Annotated in this window: 18 protein-coding genes and 1 other annotated feature; of the genes, 7 read left to right on the top strand and 11 right to left on the bottom strand. The window is 38.4% G+C overall.

The annotated features are described in order from the left end of the window. Positions 1-134: 134 nt before the first annotated feature. Entirely contained in the window at positions 135-1,178 is a 1,044-nt protein-coding gene (locus tag AB1471_RS04180) for a CAP domain-containing protein (protein ID WP_367778341.1), read from the bottom strand. 528 nt (positions 1,179-1,706) lie between these two features. Here AB1471_RS04180 and hutU point away from each other — a divergent pair. From hutU to hutH, 4 genes are read left to right on the top strand one after another with little or no spacing between them, the layout of a single operon-like run. After that, positions 1,707-3,386: a urocanate hydratase gene (gene hutU, locus AB1471_RS04175; protein WP_367778340.1), complete on the top strand. Its 1,680-nt coding sequence runs from the start codon at positions 1,707-1,709 to the stop codon at positions 3,384-3,386. Positions 3,387-3,415: 29 nt separating this feature from the next. Next, on the top strand, positions 3,416-4,672 hold the full coding sequence (gene hutI, locus AB1471_RS04170) for an imidazolonepropionase (RefSeq protein WP_367778339.1): 1,257 nt from the start codon (positions 3,416-3,418) through the stop codon (positions 4,670-4,672). A gap of 13 nt (positions 4,673-4,685) precedes the next feature. Then, positions 4,686-5,693 (top strand): agmatinase family protein, encoded by a 1,008-nt coding sequence (locus tag AB1471_RS04165; protein ID WP_367778338.1) that lies wholly within the window; start codon positions 4,686-4,688, stop codon positions 5,691-5,693. A 2-nt stretch (positions 5,694-5,695) separates the two neighbouring features. Continuing rightward, the gene (gene hutH / locus AB1471_RS04160; protein WP_367778337.1) at positions 5,696-7,204 is read left to right on the top strand and encodes a histidine ammonia-lyase; all 1,509 of its coding nucleotides are present in this window, start codon (positions 5,696-5,698) and stop codon (positions 7,202-7,204) included. 169 nt (positions 7,205-7,373) lie between these two features. On the opposite strand, the gene AB1471_RS04155 is transcribed toward hutH, so the two are convergent. The 4 genes from AB1471_RS04155 to AB1471_RS04140 form a co-directional block, all read right to left on the bottom strand. Continuing rightward, positions 7,374-9,266 carry an FtsX-like permease family protein gene (locus AB1471_RS04155; RefSeq protein WP_367778336.1) on the bottom strand — a complete coding sequence of 631 codons (1,893 nt, stop codon included), beginning with the start codon at positions 9,264-9,266 and terminating at the stop codon, positions 7,374-7,376. Next, positions 9,241-10,017: an ABC transporter ATP-binding protein gene (locus tag AB1471_RS04150; RefSeq protein ID WP_367778335.1), complete on the bottom strand. Its 777-nt coding sequence runs from the start codon at positions 10,015-10,017 to the stop codon at positions 9,241-9,243. Before AB1471_RS04150 ends, AB1471_RS04155 begins: the two co-directional genes overlap by 26 nt. A 120-nt stretch (positions 10,018-10,137) precedes the next feature. After that, positions 10,138-11,157, bottom strand: a complete 1,020-nt coding sequence (locus AB1471_RS04145; protein WP_367778334.1) for a sensor histidine kinase — start codon at positions 11,155-11,157, stop codon at positions 10,138-10,140. Further along, positions 11,154-11,855, bottom strand: a complete 702-nt coding sequence (locus tag AB1471_RS04140) for a response regulator transcription factor (RefSeq protein WP_367778333.1) — start codon at positions 11,853-11,855, stop codon at positions 11,154-11,156. Before AB1471_RS04140 ends, AB1471_RS04145 begins: the two co-directional genes overlap by 4 nt. Positions 11,856-12,162: 307 nt before the next feature. Between AB1471_RS04140 and AB1471_RS04135 the strand changes: the two genes are divergently transcribed. Continuing rightward, positions 12,163-12,882, top strand: coding sequence for a YebC/PmpR family DNA-binding transcriptional regulator (locus tag AB1471_RS04135; RefSeq protein WP_367778332.1), 720 nt, complete (start codon positions 12,163-12,165; stop codon positions 12,880-12,882). Positions 12,883-13,146: 264 nt separating this feature from the next. Here the strand turns inward: AB1471_RS04135 and AB1471_RS04130 are convergent, their stop codons facing one another. The 4 genes from AB1471_RS04130 to AB1471_RS04115 form a co-directional block, all read right to left on the bottom strand. Then, entirely contained in the window at positions 13,147-13,836 is a 690-nt protein-coding gene (locus tag AB1471_RS04130; RefSeq protein ID WP_367778331.1) for a pseudouridine synthase, read from the bottom strand. A gap of 54 nt (positions 13,837-13,890) precedes the next feature. After that, positions 13,891-14,709: a Cof-type HAD-IIB family hydrolase gene (locus AB1471_RS04125; RefSeq protein ID WP_367778330.1), complete on the bottom strand. Its 819-nt coding sequence runs from the start codon at positions 14,707-14,709 to the stop codon at positions 13,891-13,893. A 92-nt stretch (positions 14,710-14,801) separates the two neighbouring features. Further along, the gene (locus tag AB1471_RS04120; protein ID WP_367778672.1) at positions 14,802-16,055 is read right to left on the bottom strand and encodes an MFS transporter; all 1,254 of its coding nucleotides are present in this window, start codon (positions 16,053-16,055) and stop codon (positions 14,802-14,804) included. Between the two features lie 93 nt (positions 16,056-16,148). Further along, positions 16,149-16,398 (bottom strand) — a binding site (T-box leader). Between the two features lie 267 nt (positions 16,399-16,665). Continuing rightward, positions 16,666-18,786, bottom strand: coding sequence for a beta-propeller domain-containing protein (locus AB1471_RS04115; protein WP_367778329.1), 2,121 nt, complete (start codon positions 18,784-18,786; stop codon positions 16,666-16,668). Positions 18,787-19,145: 359 nt separating this feature from the next. On the opposite strand from AB1471_RS04115, the gene AB1471_RS04110 reads away from it, so the two are divergent. Then, entirely contained in the window at positions 19,146-19,781 is a 636-nt protein-coding gene (locus AB1471_RS04110; RefSeq protein WP_367778328.1) for an FMN-dependent NADH-azoreductase, read from the top strand. A 366-nt stretch (positions 19,782-20,147) separates the two neighbouring features. Here AB1471_RS04110 and AB1471_RS04105 read toward each other — a convergent pair whose 3' ends face one another. Both AB1471_RS04105 and AB1471_RS04100 read right to left on the bottom strand, forming a co-directional pair. After that, positions 20,148-20,978, bottom strand: a complete 831-nt coding sequence (locus AB1471_RS04105) for a NosD domain-containing protein (protein WP_367778327.1) — start codon at positions 20,976-20,978, stop codon at positions 20,148-20,150. Positions 20,979-21,011: 33 nt separating this feature from the next. Continuing rightward, positions 21,012-21,134, bottom strand: a complete 123-nt coding sequence (locus AB1471_RS04100; RefSeq protein WP_367778326.1) for a hypothetical protein — start codon at positions 21,132-21,134, stop codon at positions 21,012-21,014. Positions 21,135-21,712: 578 nt separating this feature from the next. On the opposite strand from AB1471_RS04100, the gene AB1471_RS04095 reads away from it, so the two are divergent. Further along, a complete protein-coding gene (locus AB1471_RS04095; protein ID WP_367778325.1) occupies positions 21,713-22,117 on the top strand; it encodes a periplasmic substrate-binding domain-containing protein in 405 nt (134 codons plus the stop codon). Positions 22,118-22,170: the final 53 nt, after the last annotated feature.

Here is a 22,170-nt window from a genome sequence, read left to right as displayed (position 1 = left end):
ATTATTGTTTTTTTTTATTAAAAAAGATTGGCTGAGATAAGTGAGCGAAAAGGACAAAAACTCACATTATATCAACCAATCCTGTTATTCCTTGTCTTAGGTATTTTTGCAACAGTGCTGAATGAAAATAAAAATTATCGATTGAAAAAATTCTCCGTAAAGTACGGTTGTGAGTCTTCATTGAACGCAACCCCAACGCCTAAAAAAGCATAGCTATCGTTCAATATATTTTCACGGTGGCCTAAGGAATTCATTAAGCCTTCGTGAGCAAATATGCTACTAAATTGTCCATATGCCAAATTTTCACCTGCGACAGTATAGTGTATGCCATCTTGTTCCATTCGATCAAAAGGAGATTGGCCTTCCAAGTTTTCATGGTCGAAAAATAAGTTTTCTGCCATGTCTAAGCTGTGTTTTCTTGCCGTTTCTTTCACTAATTCATCCCACGTTAATACATTCAACCCATGGTTCACACGCGCCGCATTAGTTAAATCAAATAACTGATATTCGAAACCTTCGTTTAATGCGGTTGATGGGTCACTATAAAAGTCGGATCGGTTTGCTTCAAGGTCCTCATGTATGATTTGAATGGCTGTTACTGTACTGTTTGCATGCTTGTCATAAAAAACAGTGACGTAGCTATCCTCTAGCTTGAAAAGGTCATATTCACCTTCGCTCTCAAGCTGATAACGTATTAAACCCTTGCGAATGGTCGTCAACGGATCACCAAGTTCTGCATGTACAGTTTCTTTTGAACTTTCAAGTGTAATGCCAATTGATGAAGAAAGTAAATCTTGGTTTGTAAAAAGGCCATTTACTCTATTCTCTTCATTGTAAGAAATCATTACAAAGTTTTGATAATCCTCATGATAGGTGAACCATTTCGTTCCAAACTCATTGGTCGACTGGCGCTTTGGTGCACCGACTTCCTGTTCTACTTGTTCTTTTGATTCACCTAGCTGTACATTATAAACGGAAAAAAGTTGTTCCGTTGGTGTCTTTAAATTAGGTTTTGCTACGGAATTTGTTTGCTGGTCTGACTCTAAATCTGGTGCTTGCTGAATAGCATCATTTATATCGATAATCATTGTAGTTAACGTATCCTGAAAATGATCAAGTGCGTTCATAATCGTTGGAGAATCGCCAACCGATAAAACTTTATCAGAGATCGTATCCATAAAAGAAACATCCACGTACGAGGAAACCTTGTCCTCCCATAGCGGCTTCGAGATGAAAACAGCAACGATCAACAGTATTAATAGAAAAAATTTCCTCAATCGATTTCACCCCAATCCTACCCTCATTCTAACCTAAATTGACATATTGTATTAAGGGAAAGCCCTTGTGGAAATAAGATTTAGTATCAAAGTCACAATCGAACAAAAAATCTATATGCCTACATATTAACCGAAGCCGTGGTGGATATTCGTGGATACATAGCATTTATCGAAGTTTATTTGGGGGATATCCGCGTATTAGACCCAATATCGAAGTCAGCATAGCACTTATCCGCACCTCGTGACAAACGTCCTAGCTGCTATGTTAAATAGCAATCTCTAATTGTGATCCTTTAGTTCGCTAATTCACTTCTTAATTAGCGAACTAAAGGATAATATTTACTTTAAATTAATATTTTTTTCTATTTTAAATTGTAATTTTATAATATTTGCAATAGTATAAAGTTATTGCTATCGAGGAGGAATAAAATGAAAACGCATACAAAAGATTCGGAATCAATTACAGCAAAACACGGCACAGAGCTCGAGACAAAGGGTTGGCAGCAGGAAGCAGCTCTTCGTATGTTGATGAATAATTTGGATCCAGACGTGGCGGAACGCCCTGAAGACCTAGTTGTCTATGGCGGTATCGGAAAGGCTGCACGAAATTGGCCTGCTTTTCAATCAATTGTCAAGTCGCTTAAGGAGCTAGAAAACGATGAAACATTACTTGTTCAATCAGGAAAGCCTGTTGCGATATTTAAATCACATAAGGATGCGCCTCGTGTTCTTTTAGCAAATTCAAATTTGGTTCCTTCCTATGCAAACTGGGAGACTTTTCACGAGCTCGATAAAAAAGGGTTGATGATGTACGGGCAAATGACAGCGGGTAGCTGGATTTACATCGGTTCACAAGGAATTGTACAAGGTACGTATGAAACATTTGCGGAAGTAGGTAACCAACATTTTAACGGCTCTCTTCAAGGGACAATATCCGTTACTGCGGGGTTAGGTGGAATGGGCGGTGCTCAACCGCTTGCTGTCACAATGTGCGGTGGGGTTTGTATTGGGATTGACGTGGATGAAAGCCGTGTGGATCGTCGACTTGAGACGCGCTATTTAGATGTAAAAACGCATTCGTTAGATGAAGCGATTGAGTTGGCACAAAAAGCAAAAATAGAGGAAAAGGCTTTATCCATTGGGTTAATTGGAAATGCAGCTGAAGTGCTACCGAAAATGCTTGAGAAAAGTTTTGTACCAGATATCTTAACTGATCAGACCTCTGCACACGATCCATTAAACGGTTATTTGCCAGTAGGTTTAACACTTGAAGAAGGTACAGCAATGAGAAACGAACAACCAGATGAACTGGTAACACGCGCAAAAAAATCAATGGCCCTACATGTGCAGGCAATGCTCGATTTGCAAAAAAAGGGTGCGATTACGTTTGATTATGGCAACAACATTCGTCAAGTAGCAAAAGACGAAGGTGTCGACAACGCCTTTGATTTCCCTGGCTTTGTCCCTGCATATATTCGACCCCAGTTTTGCGAGGGGAAAGGACCGTTCCGATGGGTAGCACTATCAGGGGACCCAGAAGATATTTATAAAACAGATGAAGTGATTCTTCGTGAGTTTTCATCAAACACTCACCTTTGTAATTGGATCCGGATGGCTAGAGAAAAAATACAGTTTCAAGGATTGCCTTCCCGCATTTGCTGGTTAGGGTATGGGGAGAGAGCAAGGTTTGGAAAAATCATTAACGATATGGTTAAAAGCGGTGAATTAAAAGCGCCTATCGTCATTGGTCGTGATCATCTAGATAGCGGATCGGTTGCTTCACCTAATCGTGAAACAGAAGGGATGCTAGATGGTTCCGATGCTGTTGCAGATTGGCCGATTTTAAATGCGATGATCAATGCAGTTGGCGGTGCGACGTGGGTTTCTGTTCACCATGGTGGCGGTGTTGGAATGGGGTATTCCATTCATGCTGGGATGGTCATTGTAGCTGATGGCACAGATGAAGCAGCCACTCGGCTCGAGCGCGTTTTAACGACTGATCCTGGTATGGGAATCGTGCGCCATGTGGATGCAGGATATGATTTAGCGAAAGAAACAGCGCGGGAAAAAGGCGTTAATATTCCAATGCTCGATCAAGACGAAAACTAATTTTCATGTAACGAAAGGATGGCTTGGTGATGAAACCAGTTTGGATAAAGCACGCAACTCAACTTGTCACGATGGCTTCGTCGTCTCTTACAGGACCACGTACGAAAGAGGCGATGAGTGAGCTTGGCATAATAGAAGATGGAAGTCTATGGATCGAAAATGACGTCATCGTCAAAATTGGAACAACGGAGCAACTCGAACATGATTTTGCAGACCGGGCACATGAAGCAGATGTGGTTGATGCAAAAGGAAAACTGGTTACACCAGGACTTGTTGACCCCCACACTCATGCCGTCTACGGAGGAACACGTGAGCAAGAATTTGAAAAGCGTCTGGAAGGCGTTAGTTATATGAACATTATGAATGCAGGTGGCGGCATCCATGCTACGAGTCGAATGACGCGCGAAGCAACAGAAGATGAGCTTTTCGAGCAATCTTGGCGTCGACTTGATTCATTTTTAAAGCATGGTGTTACGACTGTAGAGAGTAAGAGTGGCTACGGATTAAATCTGGAAACTGAACTTAAGCAATTACGAGTGATGAAAAAGTTAGATGAAGCACACGCCATTGATCTAATACCAACTTTTATGGGAGCCCATGCGGTTCCGAAAGAATACAAAGGAAGAGAAGATGACTATATCACGCACATTATTGAGGTAATGATTCCTAAAGTTGTTGACGAAGAACTTGCTCAGTTTAACGATGTGTTTTGTGAAAAAAATGTCTTCACGCCGGAACAGTCCGAACGAATATTAAAAGCCGGTAAGGAGTTTGGTCTGACACCAAAAATTCATGCGGATGAAATTGAGCCATTTAATGGGGCAGAGCTTGCAGCAAAAGTCGGCGCTATTTCTGCCGAGCATTTGTTAAAAGCATCAGATGAAGGGATCACTGCAATGGCGAAAAGCGGGACCATCGCTTGTTTATTGCCTGCAACAGCCCTATATTTACGCGAAGAAGCAGCACAAGGCCGTAAAATGATCGATGCAGGTGTGGCTGTTGCCATTTCAACAGACTGTAACCCAGGCTCTTCACCAACAACAAGCATGCCACTCGTAATGAATCTAGCTTGTATTTCAATGAGATTAACTCCTGCAGAAGCTTTGTGTGCAGCTACTATAAATGCAGCGTATGCAATCGGTAGAGAAGAACAAGCTGGTAGTTTAGAAGTCGGTAAAAAAGCAGATGTTGTCATGTGGGATGTTCCTAATTATCGTATGCTTCAATATGCATTTGGGGTAAATCATGTGGAAGCAGTATGGAAAAATGGTCAACAGGTTGTCTAAAGGAGGTCTAAAAATGCCAGATATCTACCACGATCTCCAACAGTCATTTGTTCGAAAAGCAGAATGGAGCTGGACAAAAGAGGCTGAGCATAAAGGAAGAGTTCATCAGTGGATTCATACAATAGAAGAGTGGCAGCAGCCTATGGAAAACATTGATGTTGTCCTGCTTGGTCTGCCATTATCACGTTCTTCAATCAGTGTGTCAGGTGCATCGGAATATCCACTTGCCTTCCGTAAAGGATGGAAAGGATTCCAGACCTACAATATAGAAGAAGAAGTTGACCTTGCGTCATTAAGAATTGTTGATTTAGGCGATGTTAACATGCACGGAACGGATATTGCTCAATGCCATGAACGCATTGAGCAAGCAACTAGTGTGGTTGCTCGCAATTTCGCGAATGCGGTTTCGGTAAATATTGGTGGCGATCATTCTGTTACGGCTTGTACGGTTCGTGGATTGAATGAAATCTATCCACACGAAACGATCGGTATTTTACAATTTGATACCCATCTTGATCTACGTGACCCATCCCAAAATGGACCATCAAACGGAACTCCAATCCGTCAATTGATAGAGGGTGATGTGATTAAAGGTGAGAATGTATATAACATCGGATTACATGGTTATTTTAACTCTTCAGACCTCGTACAGTACGGTAAAGAACATGGTGTTAACATGATTACACTTAAAAAAGCGCGACAGCAAGGAATGAAGGAAACAGTTCGGGCTTCATTAGCAGCTTTGAAGGAAAAAGTAGATCGTATTTATGTAACGGTGGATATGGATGTATTAGATGTCAGCTTTGCTCCAGGTGTGCCAGCGTCAACGCCTGGTGGCATGACCACACACGAATTATTTGATGCACTACTTGAAGTAGGTAAAGATGATCGTTTTCAACATATTGATTTTGTATGCCTTGATCCTTTAAAAGACGGGACAGCCTCACCCACGGTAAAAGCTGGTGTATACAGCTTTTTACAAGTAATGACGGGGATTGTATTAGCGAAAAAGGGGGATTAAAAATGATCACGTTAAACGGCAATGATTTAACGATTGAGCAAGTAAATCGAGTGCTCTATGAGGGAGAGCTAGTTAGAATCGCCGACGACAGTATGGAACGTGTGATGAACAGTCGCTTCGCTGTTGAGAAAATCGTTTCAACCCATAACATCACATATGGCATTAATACGGGATTCGGTAAATTTAGTGATGTAGAAATTGATAAAAAAGATGTTCATGCATTGCAGCTTCATTTAATTCGCTCACATGCATGCGGAGTCGGAGAACCCTTTCCAGAAGTGGTGTCGCGAGGGATGATTTTACTTCGCTTGAATGCATTATTGAAAGGGTTTTCAGGTGTTCGACCGATTCTTGTTGAGAGATTGATGATGATGGTCAACGAGCGCATTCATCCTGTTATTCCACAGCAAGGATCTCTTGGTGCATCAGGTGACCTCGCTCCGTTGTCTCATTTAGCTTTGGTACTCATTGGGGAAGGCGAAGTATGGGATGGTTCGGAGCAAATCGAAGCTTCAAAACGCTGGGGATCAATCGGTGTGACACCGATCGAATTGCAAGCAAAAGAAGGGCTTGCTTTGATAAACGGAACGCAAGCGATGACGGCAATGGGAGTAGTCAACTATATCGAAGCAGAGCGGTTAGCCCTTCAAAGTGAATACATTGCAGCGATGTCAATGGAAGGATTACATGGTGTGATGGATGCTTTTCAGTCAAGCATTCATGAAGCGCGTGGTTATCCGCAGCAAGTGGCAGTGGCAGAAAGGATGAGAGCTCTTTTACAAGATAGCAAGCTTACGACAAAGCAAGGTGAACGACGTGTGCAGGACGCTTACTCATTGCGTTGCATCCCGCAAGTACATGGAGCAAGTTGGCAAGTACTTGATTATGTAAAAGAAAAGCTAGAAATCGAGTTGAATGCAGCAACGGATAATCCACTTATATTTGATGATGGTGGAACCGTAATCTCAGGTGGGAATTTTCACGGCCAGCCGATCGCATTCGCCATGGATTTCCTAAAAGTAGCCGTTGCAGAGCTTGCGAACATCTCTGAACGTCGAATTGAACGCTTAGTAAATCCGCAATTAAGTGATGGCTTGCCAGCTTTTTTAAGCCCGGAGCCTGGGCTTCAATCGGGTGCGATGATCATGCAGTATTCAGCGGCAAGTCTAGTTTCTGAAAATAAAACGCTTGCTCACCCAGCGAGTGTTGACTCCATTCCTTCTTCAGCAAATCAAGAAGACCATGTCAGCATGGGTACGATTGGTTCGAGGCATGCTTACCAAATTATTCAAAACGCTAGGCGCGTATTGGCGATTGAAGCAATCTGTGGCATGCAAGCGGTGGAATATAGAGGGGCAGATGGGATGAGTTCTGTGACAAAAAGGCATTTCGAAGAATGGAGATCGATTGTTCCGCCGATTGTGGAGGATCGCAGGTTTTCAAAGGATATTGAAAAGCTAAGTGCCCATTTGAAGGAAGGTAGAGTAAGAGAACCGGTAGGAAGTTTATAATTGGGGAAATTTTTAACTATCTAGATTGTTCAAATACATCATCGAGATGAAGAAATTATTTATTAGAAGGTCAAGTACAAATAGCTTGAACATTGGGGAATCAAGTGTGAATCCATAACACTTGATTCGCACATGTTCAAGCTATGTTTAGATTGAGCGAGTTAACTTCTCACATTACAAGCTGTATTTTTCTAACATACAGTCTAAGGATAAATAAATAATAAAGGAACTGAATTAACAAGTAACTTAGTATCGTAACCGTACAAACAAACCAAACAGACCCCGGTATCATATTTTGTAATGCTATAAAAGCAAATATAGCGTGTACAGTAGCGACCAGAAAAGGTACAAAGAATAAGACTGCCAGCTGTTTGGATGCGATGTTTCTCATTTCAGAAATGGTTAAGCCAATTTTTGATAATGCCTTATAATGGTCAAGGTCTCGATCAATTTCGTTATAGAGCTTAAAATATAAAATACTGCCCGCACTAATAAAAAATAGAATGCTTATAAAAAATCCAATGAAAAAGATTTCTGAAAAAATGTTCTTTAATAAATAAAAACCTGCAATTTTTGAATTGAAATTAGGGTGAGTAATCGTCTGTTTTAAATCAATATCCAATTGTTCTTGTCTTTCCCAGTTTGGAAAGTTGACACTATAGTAGCGCTGGAGCTCGTTCGGGTTCATATTTTCGTTGAATGATCGGTACAATTCATCATGAACAACCGTTCTCAAACCATAATCGTTAATCACTTTACCATCATAAACTTCTTTCACATTCAATGTATGTGACTCTGTTTCGGTCATTAATGTGACTTGTGACTCGTCAAAATCAAAGAAACCTTCCACATCTGATCCTGATATTAGAAAAATTTCTTCTTCATTTAATGACAGTTGTTTTAATCCGATATGTTTTGCTTGTATATTGAAATCTGTTAAAGACATAATGCTTGTTGGACTTTGGTCTGTTAAATAGCTGATCTTAACAGGGAGAAGCTGAAACTCATTGTTTGTAAAGGTAATACTTTCTTCCATTAAATTCTGGTTTAAATTTTCTTTTTCTTTTTCATATTGCTCCATTGTTGAACCATCACTAGAAATGCTAAATACATCTGGATAAAACTGTTCTGCTTGATCTTTCTTTGAGAAATAAAAACTAGCAAGTACACCAGTTGCCGTGAAGGTGATGGCAGTCATAATTGCTACTACTGTTAAAATGCTAGAGTTATCCTTCATCTTATATGAAAGATCAGATATGGTAAGCATATTTGTTTTTTTATAATAAGTGCTTTTTCTTTTTTGTAAAATACGAATGATAAAAATACTTGCTTGAGTAAATAAAAAGTAAGTTCCAGGAATAACTAATAGTAAAATAGGAATCATTCTAAAGAATATCGTCCTTAAGTTAGCATCAAATGATAAATAATACGCAAAACCAATTAAAATGAATGCCATGATAGATAGAATCCATGAATACGTTGGATACTTTTTAGGTTTTCGAGAGCCCTGTAGTAATTCAAGCACACGATTTTTATTTATGGAAAATAAAGTTAAAAAACTGTTCGCCAAAAAAAGAATAAAGAACAAACTGATTGTTAAAACTATTGCATTTGTTGGAACATAAAATGATATCGGTGCATCTAAAGCTAAAACGAGAGAATAAATCATTAGAAACAGTTTAGAAAATAAAAAACCAATTGCTATTCCTGTAATAATAGCACCTATTCCAATCATCATATTTTCTAAAATAACAAGACGATTCAATTGTCCTTTTGTGATCCCTAAAATCGTTAACAAACCAAATTCTTTCGACCGATTTTTGACAAATGTACTCATCGAATAATAGACAAAAAAGACAGCAAAAAAGTAGATTATAAATTCTGCAACAACAAAACCCATATTAACCGTTGACGGTAAAGCTTCATTGTTTATTTCTGGGTGAAAGCTTATTACGGCATATAAAAAGAAAATCAATACGGTAAATACACTGCTTAAAAAATAGGCCGAATAGCTTTGTTTATTTCTCATCACATTTTTAAAGGCGAATTGTCTGAAACTCATTTACGTCCCCCCCTAAAAGTGATAAAACGTCCAGTATTTCTTGAAAAAATGCTTGCCTATTTGAACCTTGATGAATTTCTGTAAAGTATTTTCCGTCTTTAATAAACACTATTCTTTTACAGTAACTTGCTGCGAATGGATCATGTGTCACCATTAAAATTGATGTTTTCTGTTGTTCATTTAATTTTGTCATCGATTGCATGACATCTTTTGAAGCTTTTGAATCGAGGTTTCCAGTTGGTTCATCCGCCAATACAAGTAGAGGATTTTGAATAATAGCCCGTGCAATGGCAGCACGTTGCTGCTGTCCACCGGACACCTCATACGTTCTTTTTTGTAAAATGGACTCAATTCCAAAATTTTCAGCTACAGTATTCACTCTCTGTTTCATTTCTGACACGTTTGTTTTATCTAGAGTTAAAGGTAATATAATATTTTCTTCAATTGTTAGCGTGTCTAATAAATTATAGTCTTGAAAAACGAAACCTAACTCTTTTCTGCGAAAGAGGGCCAGCTTTTTACTTGATAGTGTAGCTGGATTAAAGCCTTTAATTTTCAACTCTCCTGAGGTAGCTGTGTCGATGGTTGCCAAGATGTTTAACAAAGTCGTTTTCCCACTTCCAGAAGGTCCCATAATCCCAACAAATTCACCTTCTTCTACCGTTAAATTAAACTCATCTAACGCTCTGTGAGAAATTCCTTTTTTTACTTGATATATTTTTGATAATGAGTTCGCTTTAAGAATCGCCATTGGTACATACCTCCAAATGTTTAGTGATTAATATAGTTTCAGTATAATGATAAGGAGGATGAACTCGTATTGATTTTCCTTTCATTTATTAAGTTTAATCTTTCAGTTTTGTCACGTTACTCACAAAGAGACATTATGAAAAATAATGGTGACTTTTGTTCCTTCTCCTTCGGTAGAATCGACTGTCACATTATGACCGAGTTTTTCATATATTTGTTTCACAAGGTAAAGCCCCATGCCGGTAGATTCTTGAAATTTCCGTCCATTTATCCCTGTGAAAAATGGGGAGAATATACGCTTTATGTCTTGTTCAGGTATACCGACACCACTGTCTGTAATAGATAAATGAACGTCTTTTTCTTTTAATACAGCTGCAAATACTATCTTTGAATTTGTTCCCGAAGCATATTTAATGGCATTGGTGATGATTTGATCTAACATAAATGCACATGATTTCTTATCTGTTTCCACAAATAGATTGTCATCGATATTCATGATAGGGTACACGTGGTTTCGGATAAAAGCACGTTTATGATGATGGATTTGCTTGCTAACTAAAGAGGAAAGCTGAACTCTTTTTACGTGAAAATCAGACTCAAATTGTTTTAATCTAGCAGCATATAAAACCATATCTAATCCGTTTCTTAAACGATCTAACTCTTCACGTATGCTATCGGAAGAATTTGTGTTTGAAGACTTATCGACCTTTTCTTGTTCAAGTAGGAGCTCAATGACAGACAACGGTGTTTTCATTTGGTGTACCCATTGATTCATAAATGTTATTTGCTCCTGTAATTGTTGGCGATAATATGATAATTCATAAAAATAGTGTTTATATTGTTGTTGTAACTTGTTTTCAAATGATACAAGTATTGAAGATCCTTCAAGTGTAATCACGGAGTCATCGAGTGACTTGTCAACAGTAACTAGTTGCTGCAAAGAATCCCTCTGTCTCATATATCGATATATAAGGTAACCGATTAAAATGGAACTTGATAAAATAATGATGTATAACAAATTTCCAAGCGCTATTGATGAATTATTTTGTAAAAAGTCCAATTGTGTGATTAAAAGGATAAAAAATACATTGATATAATAAACGATGATAAATGGAAGATTTTCTTTTAAAAACAGCTTCATGTATTCTTACTCCATGTTTTATTAAATCGATATCCTACCCCACGAATCGTTTCCAGGGCATTTTTTATGTTGAGTAGCTCCAGTTTTTTTCTTACTCTAGTCACATTTACAGATAACGTATTATCATCTACGAATTTCGTATCATCCCAAAGAGCTTCTAATAACTGCTCTCGAGCTACCACCTGTCCATGTTTTGTGAGCAAACAATCCAGCAGGGCGAATTCTCTTTTACTTAATTCTAAAATTTGTCCAGCGTACTCCAACTCAAGACGGTGATGATGCAGGTATAATCCATTTAGTTCTGTGACCTTCGAATTTGAATCCACCGCGTAACTCCCATACGTTCTGCGTAGCAAGCTTTTTATTTTGGCAATGACAATTTCAATATGAAACGGCTTTGCAATATAGTCATCTCCGCCATTTTCAAGCGCCATCACTTGATCCATTTCTCCTGTTCGCGCAGAAATAAAAATGATAGGACAGGTTGTAACAGTACGAATTTGCCGACACCAATAAAAACCATCATATCGAGGAAGGTTGATGTCCAATAAAATCAGGCTAGGTTGTACCTCTAAAACGGATTGTTTTATCGTTGTGAAATCTTCTATTATATAACAATGAAAATCATATTTTTCAATATGGGATTTTAATAGAGTTGCAATTTTTTTATCGTCTTCGATAATAAGGATTTTGTGCATGGAAAGACCTCCTCATAAATAGTGAATAATTACCATTATAAAATATTTTAGATGGTATTACACTAGGTGGTTTTTATGAGAAAAGTGGTCATTCTTATTGAGCATAAACTGTCTTTATTACCCTCAATTCTTCATTATAAAGAATTGCCTTTTTGGTGAGTAAATCGATGATAATTTTTGCAAGTAAGGTATAATAGTATCTAGAGATTAGTAACATGAATTAGAAAAAACTACTTATCCCTAGTTTGAAAAAATGTTTAGGAAGATGCGTAGTTTTGTTCAATTACAGTGGAAAGAGAGTGAGACTATGGGACGTAAGTGGAATAATATAAAAGAAAAAAAAGCCTCAAAAGATGCAAATACAAGTAATATATATAACAAGTTTGCACGCGAAATTTATGTAGTAGCGAAGCAAGGGGAACCAGATCCAGAATCAAATCAGGCGCTAAGAGTCGTCCTGGAGCGAGCAAAAACGTACAATGTACCGAGAACGATTATTGACCGAGCGATTGAAAAAGCAAAAGGTGGTTCAGAAGAAAGTTATGATGAACTGCGTTATGAAGGTTTTGGACCAAATGGCTCGATGGTAATCGTGGATGCACTGACAAATAACGTCAACCGTACTGCATCAGAAGTACGTGCTGCATTTGGAAAAAATGGTGGTAACATGGGCGTCAGTGGATCTGTAGCTTATATGTTTGATGCAACGGCAGTCATCGGTCTTGTTGGTAAAACAGCGGATGACGTACTTGAACTTTTAATGGAAGCGGATGTAGACGCACATGACATTTTAGAAGAAGATGAAGCGGTGATAGTGTATGCTGAACCTGATCAGTTCCATGCCGTGCAAGAAGCATTCAAGAATGTTGGGATAACTGAATTTACAGTGGCAGAACTAACAATGGTTGCACAAAACGATCTTGCACTTCCAGAAGACGCACAAGCACAATTTGAAAAAATGATTGATGCACTAGAAGAATTAGAAGATGTGCAGCAAGTGTATCACAACGTAGATTTTGGTGAATAAGTGTTTGTTTTTTACCAACTAGAAAACAGATCTTTTTAAAAAAGGTCTGTTTTTTTATGGGCAAAATGGGTGTGGAAGAACTGCGCTCGCCGATTACGCACAAAATAAAGACATCGTGGAAGGGAGAATTAGACGTTCTTCTCCAAACTAGGCATATGATCAAGATCTCTCGTTTTCAAACTGGCCAGGCCCAACAATTGACGAACAAAAAACCAACCATGATAGGAAATCTCCTTTTTAGCATGGCTGGTCGGTATAAATATCTTAATGCGTTTTAGTAAGTAATTTCATTTCTTTTTCCGTTAACGAGCGCCAGTGTCCCATAGGTAAATCGTTGAGGTGAATTTCTTTTATTCGTATTCTCTTCAACGTCTGGACAGTGTAATCGAACGTGCGACACATGCGCCGAATTTGTCGGTTGAGGCCTTGTGTTAGGGTAATCGAAAATGTTCGATCGTCTAGTTGAATCGCTGTACAGGGGGAGGTTATTTTCCCACGGATGTTGATCTCACCTTGTTGAATACCTTCAATAAGCAGGGGAGTAATGGTCCGATTAACGGTTACGATATATTCCTTTTCATGTTGGAATTCTTCTCGCATCAATGGATTTACAATACTGCCATCATTCGTCAGTAAAATAAGCCCTTCTGAATCTTTGTCCAATCTTCCAATAGGGAAAATCCGTTCAGGGTACTGGATGAAATCAATAATGTTTCCTTCAATAGAAGGTTGAGCGGTACATGTAATGCCTCGTGGTTTATTAAATGCTAAATAAATAGGAGCAGGTTTGCCAGGTAGTGGGTTCCCGTCAATTCGAACATCATCATCTTCTTGAATAGACTGGTTTGGTGTGCAAAGGACGCCATTAACCGTGATTCTTCCAGCCTTTATCAACCGCACTGTCTCTCTGCGTGAACAAACCCCTGATTTGCTTACAAATGAATGAATATGCAATCCGAACACCCCCAAAAGACCTTTAAACATCAAAATGAACAATTATTTAATGGATTAAAGCACTGTGACTCCTAACAAAAATTCTTCCACAACTTTAGCTACGCCGTCGTTCATGTTTGTGTCTGTAATATGGTCAGCGACTTGTTTGATGTCGTCAGGAGAGTTGCCCATTGCGACACCAAGTCCAGCGAATTTAATCATGGATAGGTCGTTGTAGCTGTCGCCTACTGCAATGACTTCTTCTTTGGTTATGCCGATTTTTTTAATTAACTGTTCAATGCTCGACCCTTTAGTTACGCCGTTTTCAGTGAACTCAAGGAAATATGGTTTTGAGCGCATGACGCTAAGTTGACCGCGCATTTCTTCTTGAAGTTTCTTTTCTACGTGAACTAATTTTTCTCCATCTTCTAGCATCAATACTTTCACGACAGGGTCTGTAACGGATTCTTTAAAATCCTCGATGATATTTAATGGTAGGCCAGTAATTTCAGCCTCAATATCTGAATAGGGGTTAGGCGTTTCTGTAATGATGGAATCACCAATGTACGTTTGAATACCAACATTTTCTCGTTGGCTAATATCATATAAATGATGAACTGTTTCAGGGGAAAGAGTGCTGCTGAACAATTCTTCCTTTGTATCGGCGTTAATAATTTTTGCACCATTAAATGACAAAATATAGCTACCGTAATTATCTAATTTAAGTTCCTTTGCAACATCAATCATGGCATACGTAGGTCGACCTGAGGCTAAAACGACCTTAACACCCATCTCTTGTGCAGCCATCAATGCTTTTTTAGTCTGTTCGGAGATGGTATGGTCATCTCGTAAAAGAGTATCATCCATATCGAGTACAATCATTTTATAGTTCATTTTAAAAATCTCCTTCTTATATAAACATGCCCTATATCTTACTACATTTGACTACCATTAAGCTAGTTCGCAACATGGTACTTCACTAGCTCTTACTGACTGATTTCAGATTTAATCGCAGAATCGACTGTCTTTTTAAATTGCGAAGATGTAGAAAAAATGTAAATGCTTAAAGAAAGTGCTACCGCCATCATACTAATCGTTCCGGTTATCACAACGATTTGAAGCGATAATAATTGAGTAAGAAATCCCAAAATCAATGTTGCCATAATAATTAAAATGGCTTCGATCAACCCGTAAATACTGCTAATTCTTCCCATCATTTCAACGGGTACATGATTTTGATAAAAGGTAAGAAATCCTGTATTAGCGAATGAGATGAAAAATGCAAGGGTGAAGACACCGAGAGCTGCAACAGGAAAAGTAGTAGAAAACGCAAAAATCATATACCCGAACGAAACAAGTACAGTGCCACCACTCATTAAAGTGAAAATGGAAAATGTTTTTGTAAGAAACGTATTTATGATCGATCCAACGACAATACCTGCTCCAGCAATGCTTACGAGAAATCCATATTTACTATCGGATAACTGCAAAACCTCTTTAGAAAAAGAAACCTCTAGTGAATCAACCGCTGTTGCCATGACCATCATAACTCCACTAAAAAGAAGATAAATGACAATAACAGGTAGGTTTCTACGGCTAAACGAGATGACTGCTTTCCAATCTTTTTTTAATAATTCCGACGAAAAGGTAGAGTGGTTTGCTCCATCCAAAGTATCACGTTCAAGGTTCGGCATGAACAACGTCGCGAGCGCTGACAAAATAAAAGTAATTACAGTTGTATAGAGGGCAAATATTGGTGTACCAATGTTAAAAAGAATACCTGCAATTGCAGGACCAATAAAAAAAGCACCAGATGTGACCATATTAAAGAGTGAATTGAATTGTCTTCTTTGTTCAACAGGAATTAGCTTTGTGATATAAGTCATCGAGGTAGGTTGAAAAATAGAGTTAGCCATATAAATAATAAAAGCAATGAAATAGATGAGCCAAATTGACGGTAGAAATGGAATCATCATAATAAAGATCGCTCTAGATAAATCTAAGTAGATCATCAAATTACGTTTGTTTTTCCGATCAATGACCGTTCCTGCCCAACTATTTGTACATAATGTAGCTAAAGGGATAAGCGTGTATAGAAATACAATGCTTAATGGAGAGCCTGTCATTTCAAATAAAATTAGATTTAACGCAAGTAAATAAATCCAAGAGCCTATGTTGGAAGCACCAACCCCGAACATTAAAATAGCATAATACTTCCAGCGTTCTTTCACTGTATGCATATCCATCTCTATTCCTCCCCGAATGTTTTTTTGTCACAAGTATTGATTCACACTTAATGCCAATAAAAAAAATCCCGCCTCCAAGATTTTCATCTTGGAGGCGAGATTATGCATTCGCGGTACCACTCCAGTTTTGTTGACATGTCACCATATCATCCTCATTAGGTACAGCATATTAGCTTATACCCTAGCTCTATAACGGGAGCTCCCGTCACACCATCACCAAAAAGGATCCTTTGTGCTGCTCAAAGACTTGGTTCAATAAGTCATTCTTGCTCCTTTTCAGCAACCGGAGCTCTCTTTGAAGAATGACTTTATCTACTCTTCTTATCATCGCGTTTGATTGTTTATGTTAACAGCAGTTGGATTATTTGTAAATAATGAATGTTCATAATTTTTAATAATGATATCTCTAAGCTCCTTAAGGATTTAAGTCACGCCAACTTGTTAGCAAAGAGTACTGACTTGTCGGAGTTCAGCACCCGCTTTCGCCTTTGTTCTATCCAGCTCAAGCGGGTAACCCCTGGGAGCGTACACCACCCAAAAAGCGCCTACTTGTGTTGATCGTTTTACGTCTGTCGGAGTTAAACACCTCTTTTTCTTTTGTTCCTTATGGCAATTCATACGCTTTTACTTCATTCGATTTCACTGTGTAAAGAGTATCTTCAATATAAAGCATACGCTGAACAAGCTCTTCCCAATTATCGTACATTTGCCCTTCGACTTTTTGGTCGTACATTTCTTTCGTAAGTTCAATGCCATTTTCGGGTGTGATCGTGTAGAGAAGGGCACCTTGGTTCACAAAATTCAATTCGCTATTCAGCTCTTTTTGATCGTAAACTGCGATAGGGAAGCCGAATAAATTGCGTTCAGTATGATGAAACAGCGCTTTGTGGTCGGACATAACAGGAGAATGAGTACCTTGCCCACCAATGATCTCAGTGTCCTTTTCTTTTGGATTGCTGAAATCAGTGATATCAAACAATGAAATCTTCATGCCAGTTTGAATGACCAATGGCGGCTGTCCAGCAACTTTACTTTCTTCGAGTTCTGTATCTACGCCAAAACCGATTAAGTGATTTTCATCTAATGGGTGCAAATAGGTACTGAAACCTGGGATTTTTAATTCACCCAATACTTCAGGTGCTTCAGGGTTAGCGGTATCAATAACAAAGAGTGGATCGGTTTCTCTAAATGTCACCATGTACGCTTTGTCACCCATAAATCGAGCGGAGTAGATGCGCTCTCCTTTTGCAAGGTCTTCAACCGAACCAACCTGCTCCATCGCTTCATTTAAAATAAAGAGATGGTTAAAAGAGGTCATGTTTTCTCCCTGCGTATTTCCTTCTGTTGTGACGACTCGGAAATGGTCATCATGCTCATCCATTGAAAATTGATTTAACACATTTCCTTTCACTGAGCCTTTCGCTACAAAATCAACATTCAAATCATCAATGGCAAATTTATAAATAGTTGTGCTTGAGTCTTCGGGTATGACTGGCATAATACCCATTTGTAACGTCGAAACCATATTATTTGTCTCTGCTAAATAAAGGCTGTTTTCCGACATGTATACTTGCCCGCTGCTACCTAAATAGGACTCTGTTAGAACTTCTGAATTGTGATCGCTTACATCTACGACGGTAATGACCGTGTAATTGCTGTTCTCGTTTTCAGGAATTATTTTAATCTCATCAACTGACATTGGTTCGAATGATTCGCTTTTATTACTGTCCCACGTATGAGGGCGTAGTTCGATGTCGCTATCCTCTTCCATAATCCAGTAATTTGGTGCGTGATTTGTAATGACATACAGGTTTGAATCAATCATTCTGGCGTTATTAAAATAACCTTCAGCTCCAACTTCACGCATTAATTCAGGTGCTGTTTGATTACTAACGTCATAAAGCTTGGCAATCGTGACATTTTGGTCGTACGAGTAATCCATATTACCGCTTTTTTCTTGATTAAAAGGAATCCACTTGTCTCCAATGACAACAAGCGTGTCGTCTGTTAAAAATAATTGTGAGACGTAAAAATTATCTTCGAATTCAATGGTTGCTACAGTTTCCAGCGCTTCAGCAGGATAGGATTTAACAACCTTTACATCCTGATGATCGTTAATATGGTAAATAAACTCTCCGTCAGTTTGAACAATATCAGCTTCATTTACACCATCTACTTGGTTATTCGTTTGGGAGTGGCCACTATCGCCACCTGATGAACTTTCTTCTATTGTCATCTTTACATTATCGAATGATTGGTAACTTTGCTCCTGACTCTTTTTATTTTCTAAAATAGCTGCAAAGTGATTTTTAAGGTATTCTTCCGATTCGACAGTAGCTAAGTCGTGACTTACCTTAAGCGGAATGGCTAGTTCTCCGCGTATTCCTAGACCAAACGTTGATTTAATGTTATCTGAAAGGTGTAGCGTGTAATCTTGAAGATTGTTATAACCATTTTCAGGAGGGGTGACGTGTAGAATCTTGCCATCTGTACTTAGCTGAACATCTACTAGAACACGTTCCTTTTCTTTATTTAAAACATAGACAGAATCTTCACTTATTGTAGATTCGTTCAATGAGCGTGAAAAATGAAGCGTCCAAGCATTCGTTTGCAAAGTACCGCTTGTGACTCCCATAACGGATGGTTGTAGAAAGAAAAAGAGCGTCGCTAACGATCCAATCAACAACGTGAGTATACCTGAGAGTACCCACCTTTTTTTATTCACACTGTTTCCCCCTTTACTGAGTGTTCTTTATAAAGTAGACGTGTATTGAGGGGGGAGGTTACAAATAAATATTTTATATTTCCAGATGTAAGAGAAGGAAGGAATGAGTGTTCGCTGACACTGATTTTGTGCTCGGTTAGCGGTGGAACATACGTTTATAAATAAAATGTCAATTTAAGAATCCGAAAGATCCGTCCACATTAACTGCAGACTTCATTGATATAGGTCGACATCTGAACGCTAAATATTTCAGAAAACGGAATAATAAAAAGAGCAGAGCATAACATTTGATAATATCTCGAATTTGAACTATTATAAAACCGTAACATTACCAAATCAAAGAAAAGAGGGTTTAAGTTATGACGAAAGTTCTTTACATTACAGCTAATCCAAATGATCACACTCAGTCTTACAGCATGGCGGTAGGAAAAGCATTTATTGATACTTATAAAGAGGCAAATCCTGCTGACGAAATTGTTCATGTAGATTTGTTTAAAGAAGATGTTCCAGCAATTGATGCGGAAGTATTTGGCGGTTGGGGAAAACTACAAAATGGAGCCGACTTTTCTCAATTATCTGATGGGGAAAAAGCAAAGGTTGGACGTTTGTCTGAACTATGTGAACAATTCATCGGAGCTGATAAATATGTTTTCGCAACACCAATGTGGAATTTCTCGTTCCCTCCAGTAATGAAAGCTTATTTAGACTCTGTTTCGATTGCAGGAAAATCATTTAAATATACAGAACAAGGTCCAGTTGGTCTATTAACAGATAAAAAAGCGATCCATATCCAAGCTAGTGGTGGCGTTTATTCTGAAGGTCCTGCAGCTTCAATGGAAATGGGCCATCGTTATTTAAACACGATCATGCAATTCTTTGCTGTTCCTGAATTTTCAGGAATCTTTGTTGAAGGTCAAAATGCAATGCCAGATAAAGCAGAAGAAATTAAAGAAAAGGCAATCGCTGAAGCAAGAGAAGTTGCTCAAAGCTTCTAATGATCTGATGCCAGCAAACACCCCTTATGAACTTAATTTGGGGTGTTTTTGTCTTTTTTATTATGAGCTAATTCAATTGTGCTAAACAATAACGATCCCGCATTCAACTTGATGATGGGATCATACTATCAATGTTTCAAGGTTATAGAGCCAGTATCTCTTGGAATAGGATAAGAAAAATAAATGGTGACGAATTCAATGGTGTGAAAATAAAATAATAAAACAAAAAACAGCCCCCTTACCAATTGAAGCAAGAGTGGCTTAGTCAATCATAGTATATGTAATTCTTATTGATTATTGTCCATAAGATCAAAGCGATCGACTCGCTTCCATAGAAAAAAGCACCCCGATGGGTGCTACGAGTGATCAATTGCAAATATTAGGTTTGTTACTAATATCACATTTATTTTCTTTGAAATTGTTGAGAGGAACTGTGATATTTTGATCGTTGATATCGAAAGTCGTATTCCCATTCCCATTCCCGAACGCACGATTAAAGAAAACATCATTGTCGTTAGAATTATCATCTAAGGAAATCCCATTAAAAGAAGGGGTATCTTTAACGTTATTTCCTTTAAGCAAGTTCTCGTCCGAAGAGTCTAAGGAAATTCCATTAAACATATTACGATTAACGTTATTCCCTTTAAGCGTGTTTCTATTTGAACTGTCTAACACAATACCCTGCTGATTACCATTAACGCTATTCCCTTTAATCATGTTGCTATTTGAACTAGATAATAAGCGAATACCAAAATCTCCACTCCTATTAACGTCATTCCCTTTAATCATGTTGCTATTTGAACTGGATAAGAAAAAACCAGAGCCAGAGAAGTTTTGAATAGAAAAATTCTGCACCAACACGCCAGATCTGTCAGTAAGATTTATACCTATACCTCCCACGACATCTCCATCTATTACAGGTTTCACTTTCCCTATCCCAATCAGTTTGATATTATCCGTATTAATATCGACGTTTTCCTCATAAGGGGTACCATCTTCTTTTGTTTTTACTAAGATAATATCTCCTTCTACTGCCATATCAACTGCAGATGAAATCGTAGGAAATTCATCCGTCGGCACCATGAGTATTTTTTCGTTAAAGAAAAGGATCCCACCCACGATGACGACCCCTACGAAGAGTAACCCAAACGTGAGAAGTAGAATGGACACTAAACACTTGTCTTTGGACGTTTTCAATCCTTCACCTCCCTACCTTTCCGAACGGTGCTTTCAGCAGTGACGCTTTTTCTCTTTCAAACAGTCACATACAAACTTCGCAAGAAGACAGAGTGTAATCGTTGCCCACTCCTTTACATGCACAGCAGGGGATTTTTCTACTTTATCAGTCATCATTTTTCAGCTCCATTTTTACTGACCATCTATCTTATGAGAGAAGACCTCGCTACATGCTGTTGATAGATAAAAAATACCCCTCCACCAACAGAGGTGACCTCGGTCAAGTAGACAGTGTTGTTTGTCACTATCAAATGCCATTATTATCGCCGCAGCATTGATCGTAATAGGGTTCGGAGAAATGTGGTGGCCTGTGGCTTTCATTCCTGCGATTATCGCCCTTATTGTCGGATGCCATTTTTCAAGTCACTTTGTTGGTTGGCACTATCACCACTGCATTGTTGGTATTAAAAGAAAGAGTAAATGTACCAGGAAGCTCTACCGATATGTATCTTCTTAAAAGTGGTTTATATATCACAGCTAGTCTGATATATGTTGATGTTAAGAATGTTTGATTGATGTCAAAATCCCTCTACCATTTAGTTGGCGGAGGGGTTATTTTTTTGTTATCAGAATATATAACGAGGTCTTCATCATAGGATATAAGTTGAATAAAAATAATCATATGAGGTGAAGAAGAAAAAGTCTTTAGCACATGTACAAGAGTTGGCAAGGCTCTTTCAAGCTCTGAAAGTAACGTGTTCCTTGATGAACAGCGTGGACTTCAGCATCAATTGTCTAGCAGTTCATTCCTACATGACTATGCAGATCCAGTGAACGCACTTGAAAGCTTTGTAACAGATTCTTCGATGAACCGTACCGGCTGGTCAAATGATGAATATGATCAGTTAATTGCAGATTCAAAAGTTGAGTCTGATGAAGCAGCTCGTTATGAATTACTTTATCAAGCTGAGAAGCTCCTGATGGATGAAATGCCTATTTTTCCCGTTCACTACAATAACCAAGTGCATTTGCATGATGAGTTAGTAAAAGACATCGTGCGACACCCAGTTGGCTATGTGGAATTAAAGTGGCAGACAAAACCGAATAATTACTCACTTCAGAAGGAAGTGCAAAATAATGCGCTTCCTTCCACATGGTGATTGCTCTTTATTACTGTGAAAAGTGGGTGTGTGACCACCCTTTTTTCAGAGTG

It is taken from the genome of Jeotgalibacillus marinus (assembly GCF_040801915.1).
Lineage (GTDB): Bacteria > Bacillota > Bacilli > Bacillales > Jeotgalibacillaceae > Jeotgalibacillus > Jeotgalibacillus marinus.
The sequence above is the reverse complement of the archived record's forward strand: the minus strand, read 5'-3'. Positions and strand labels throughout refer to the sequence as shown.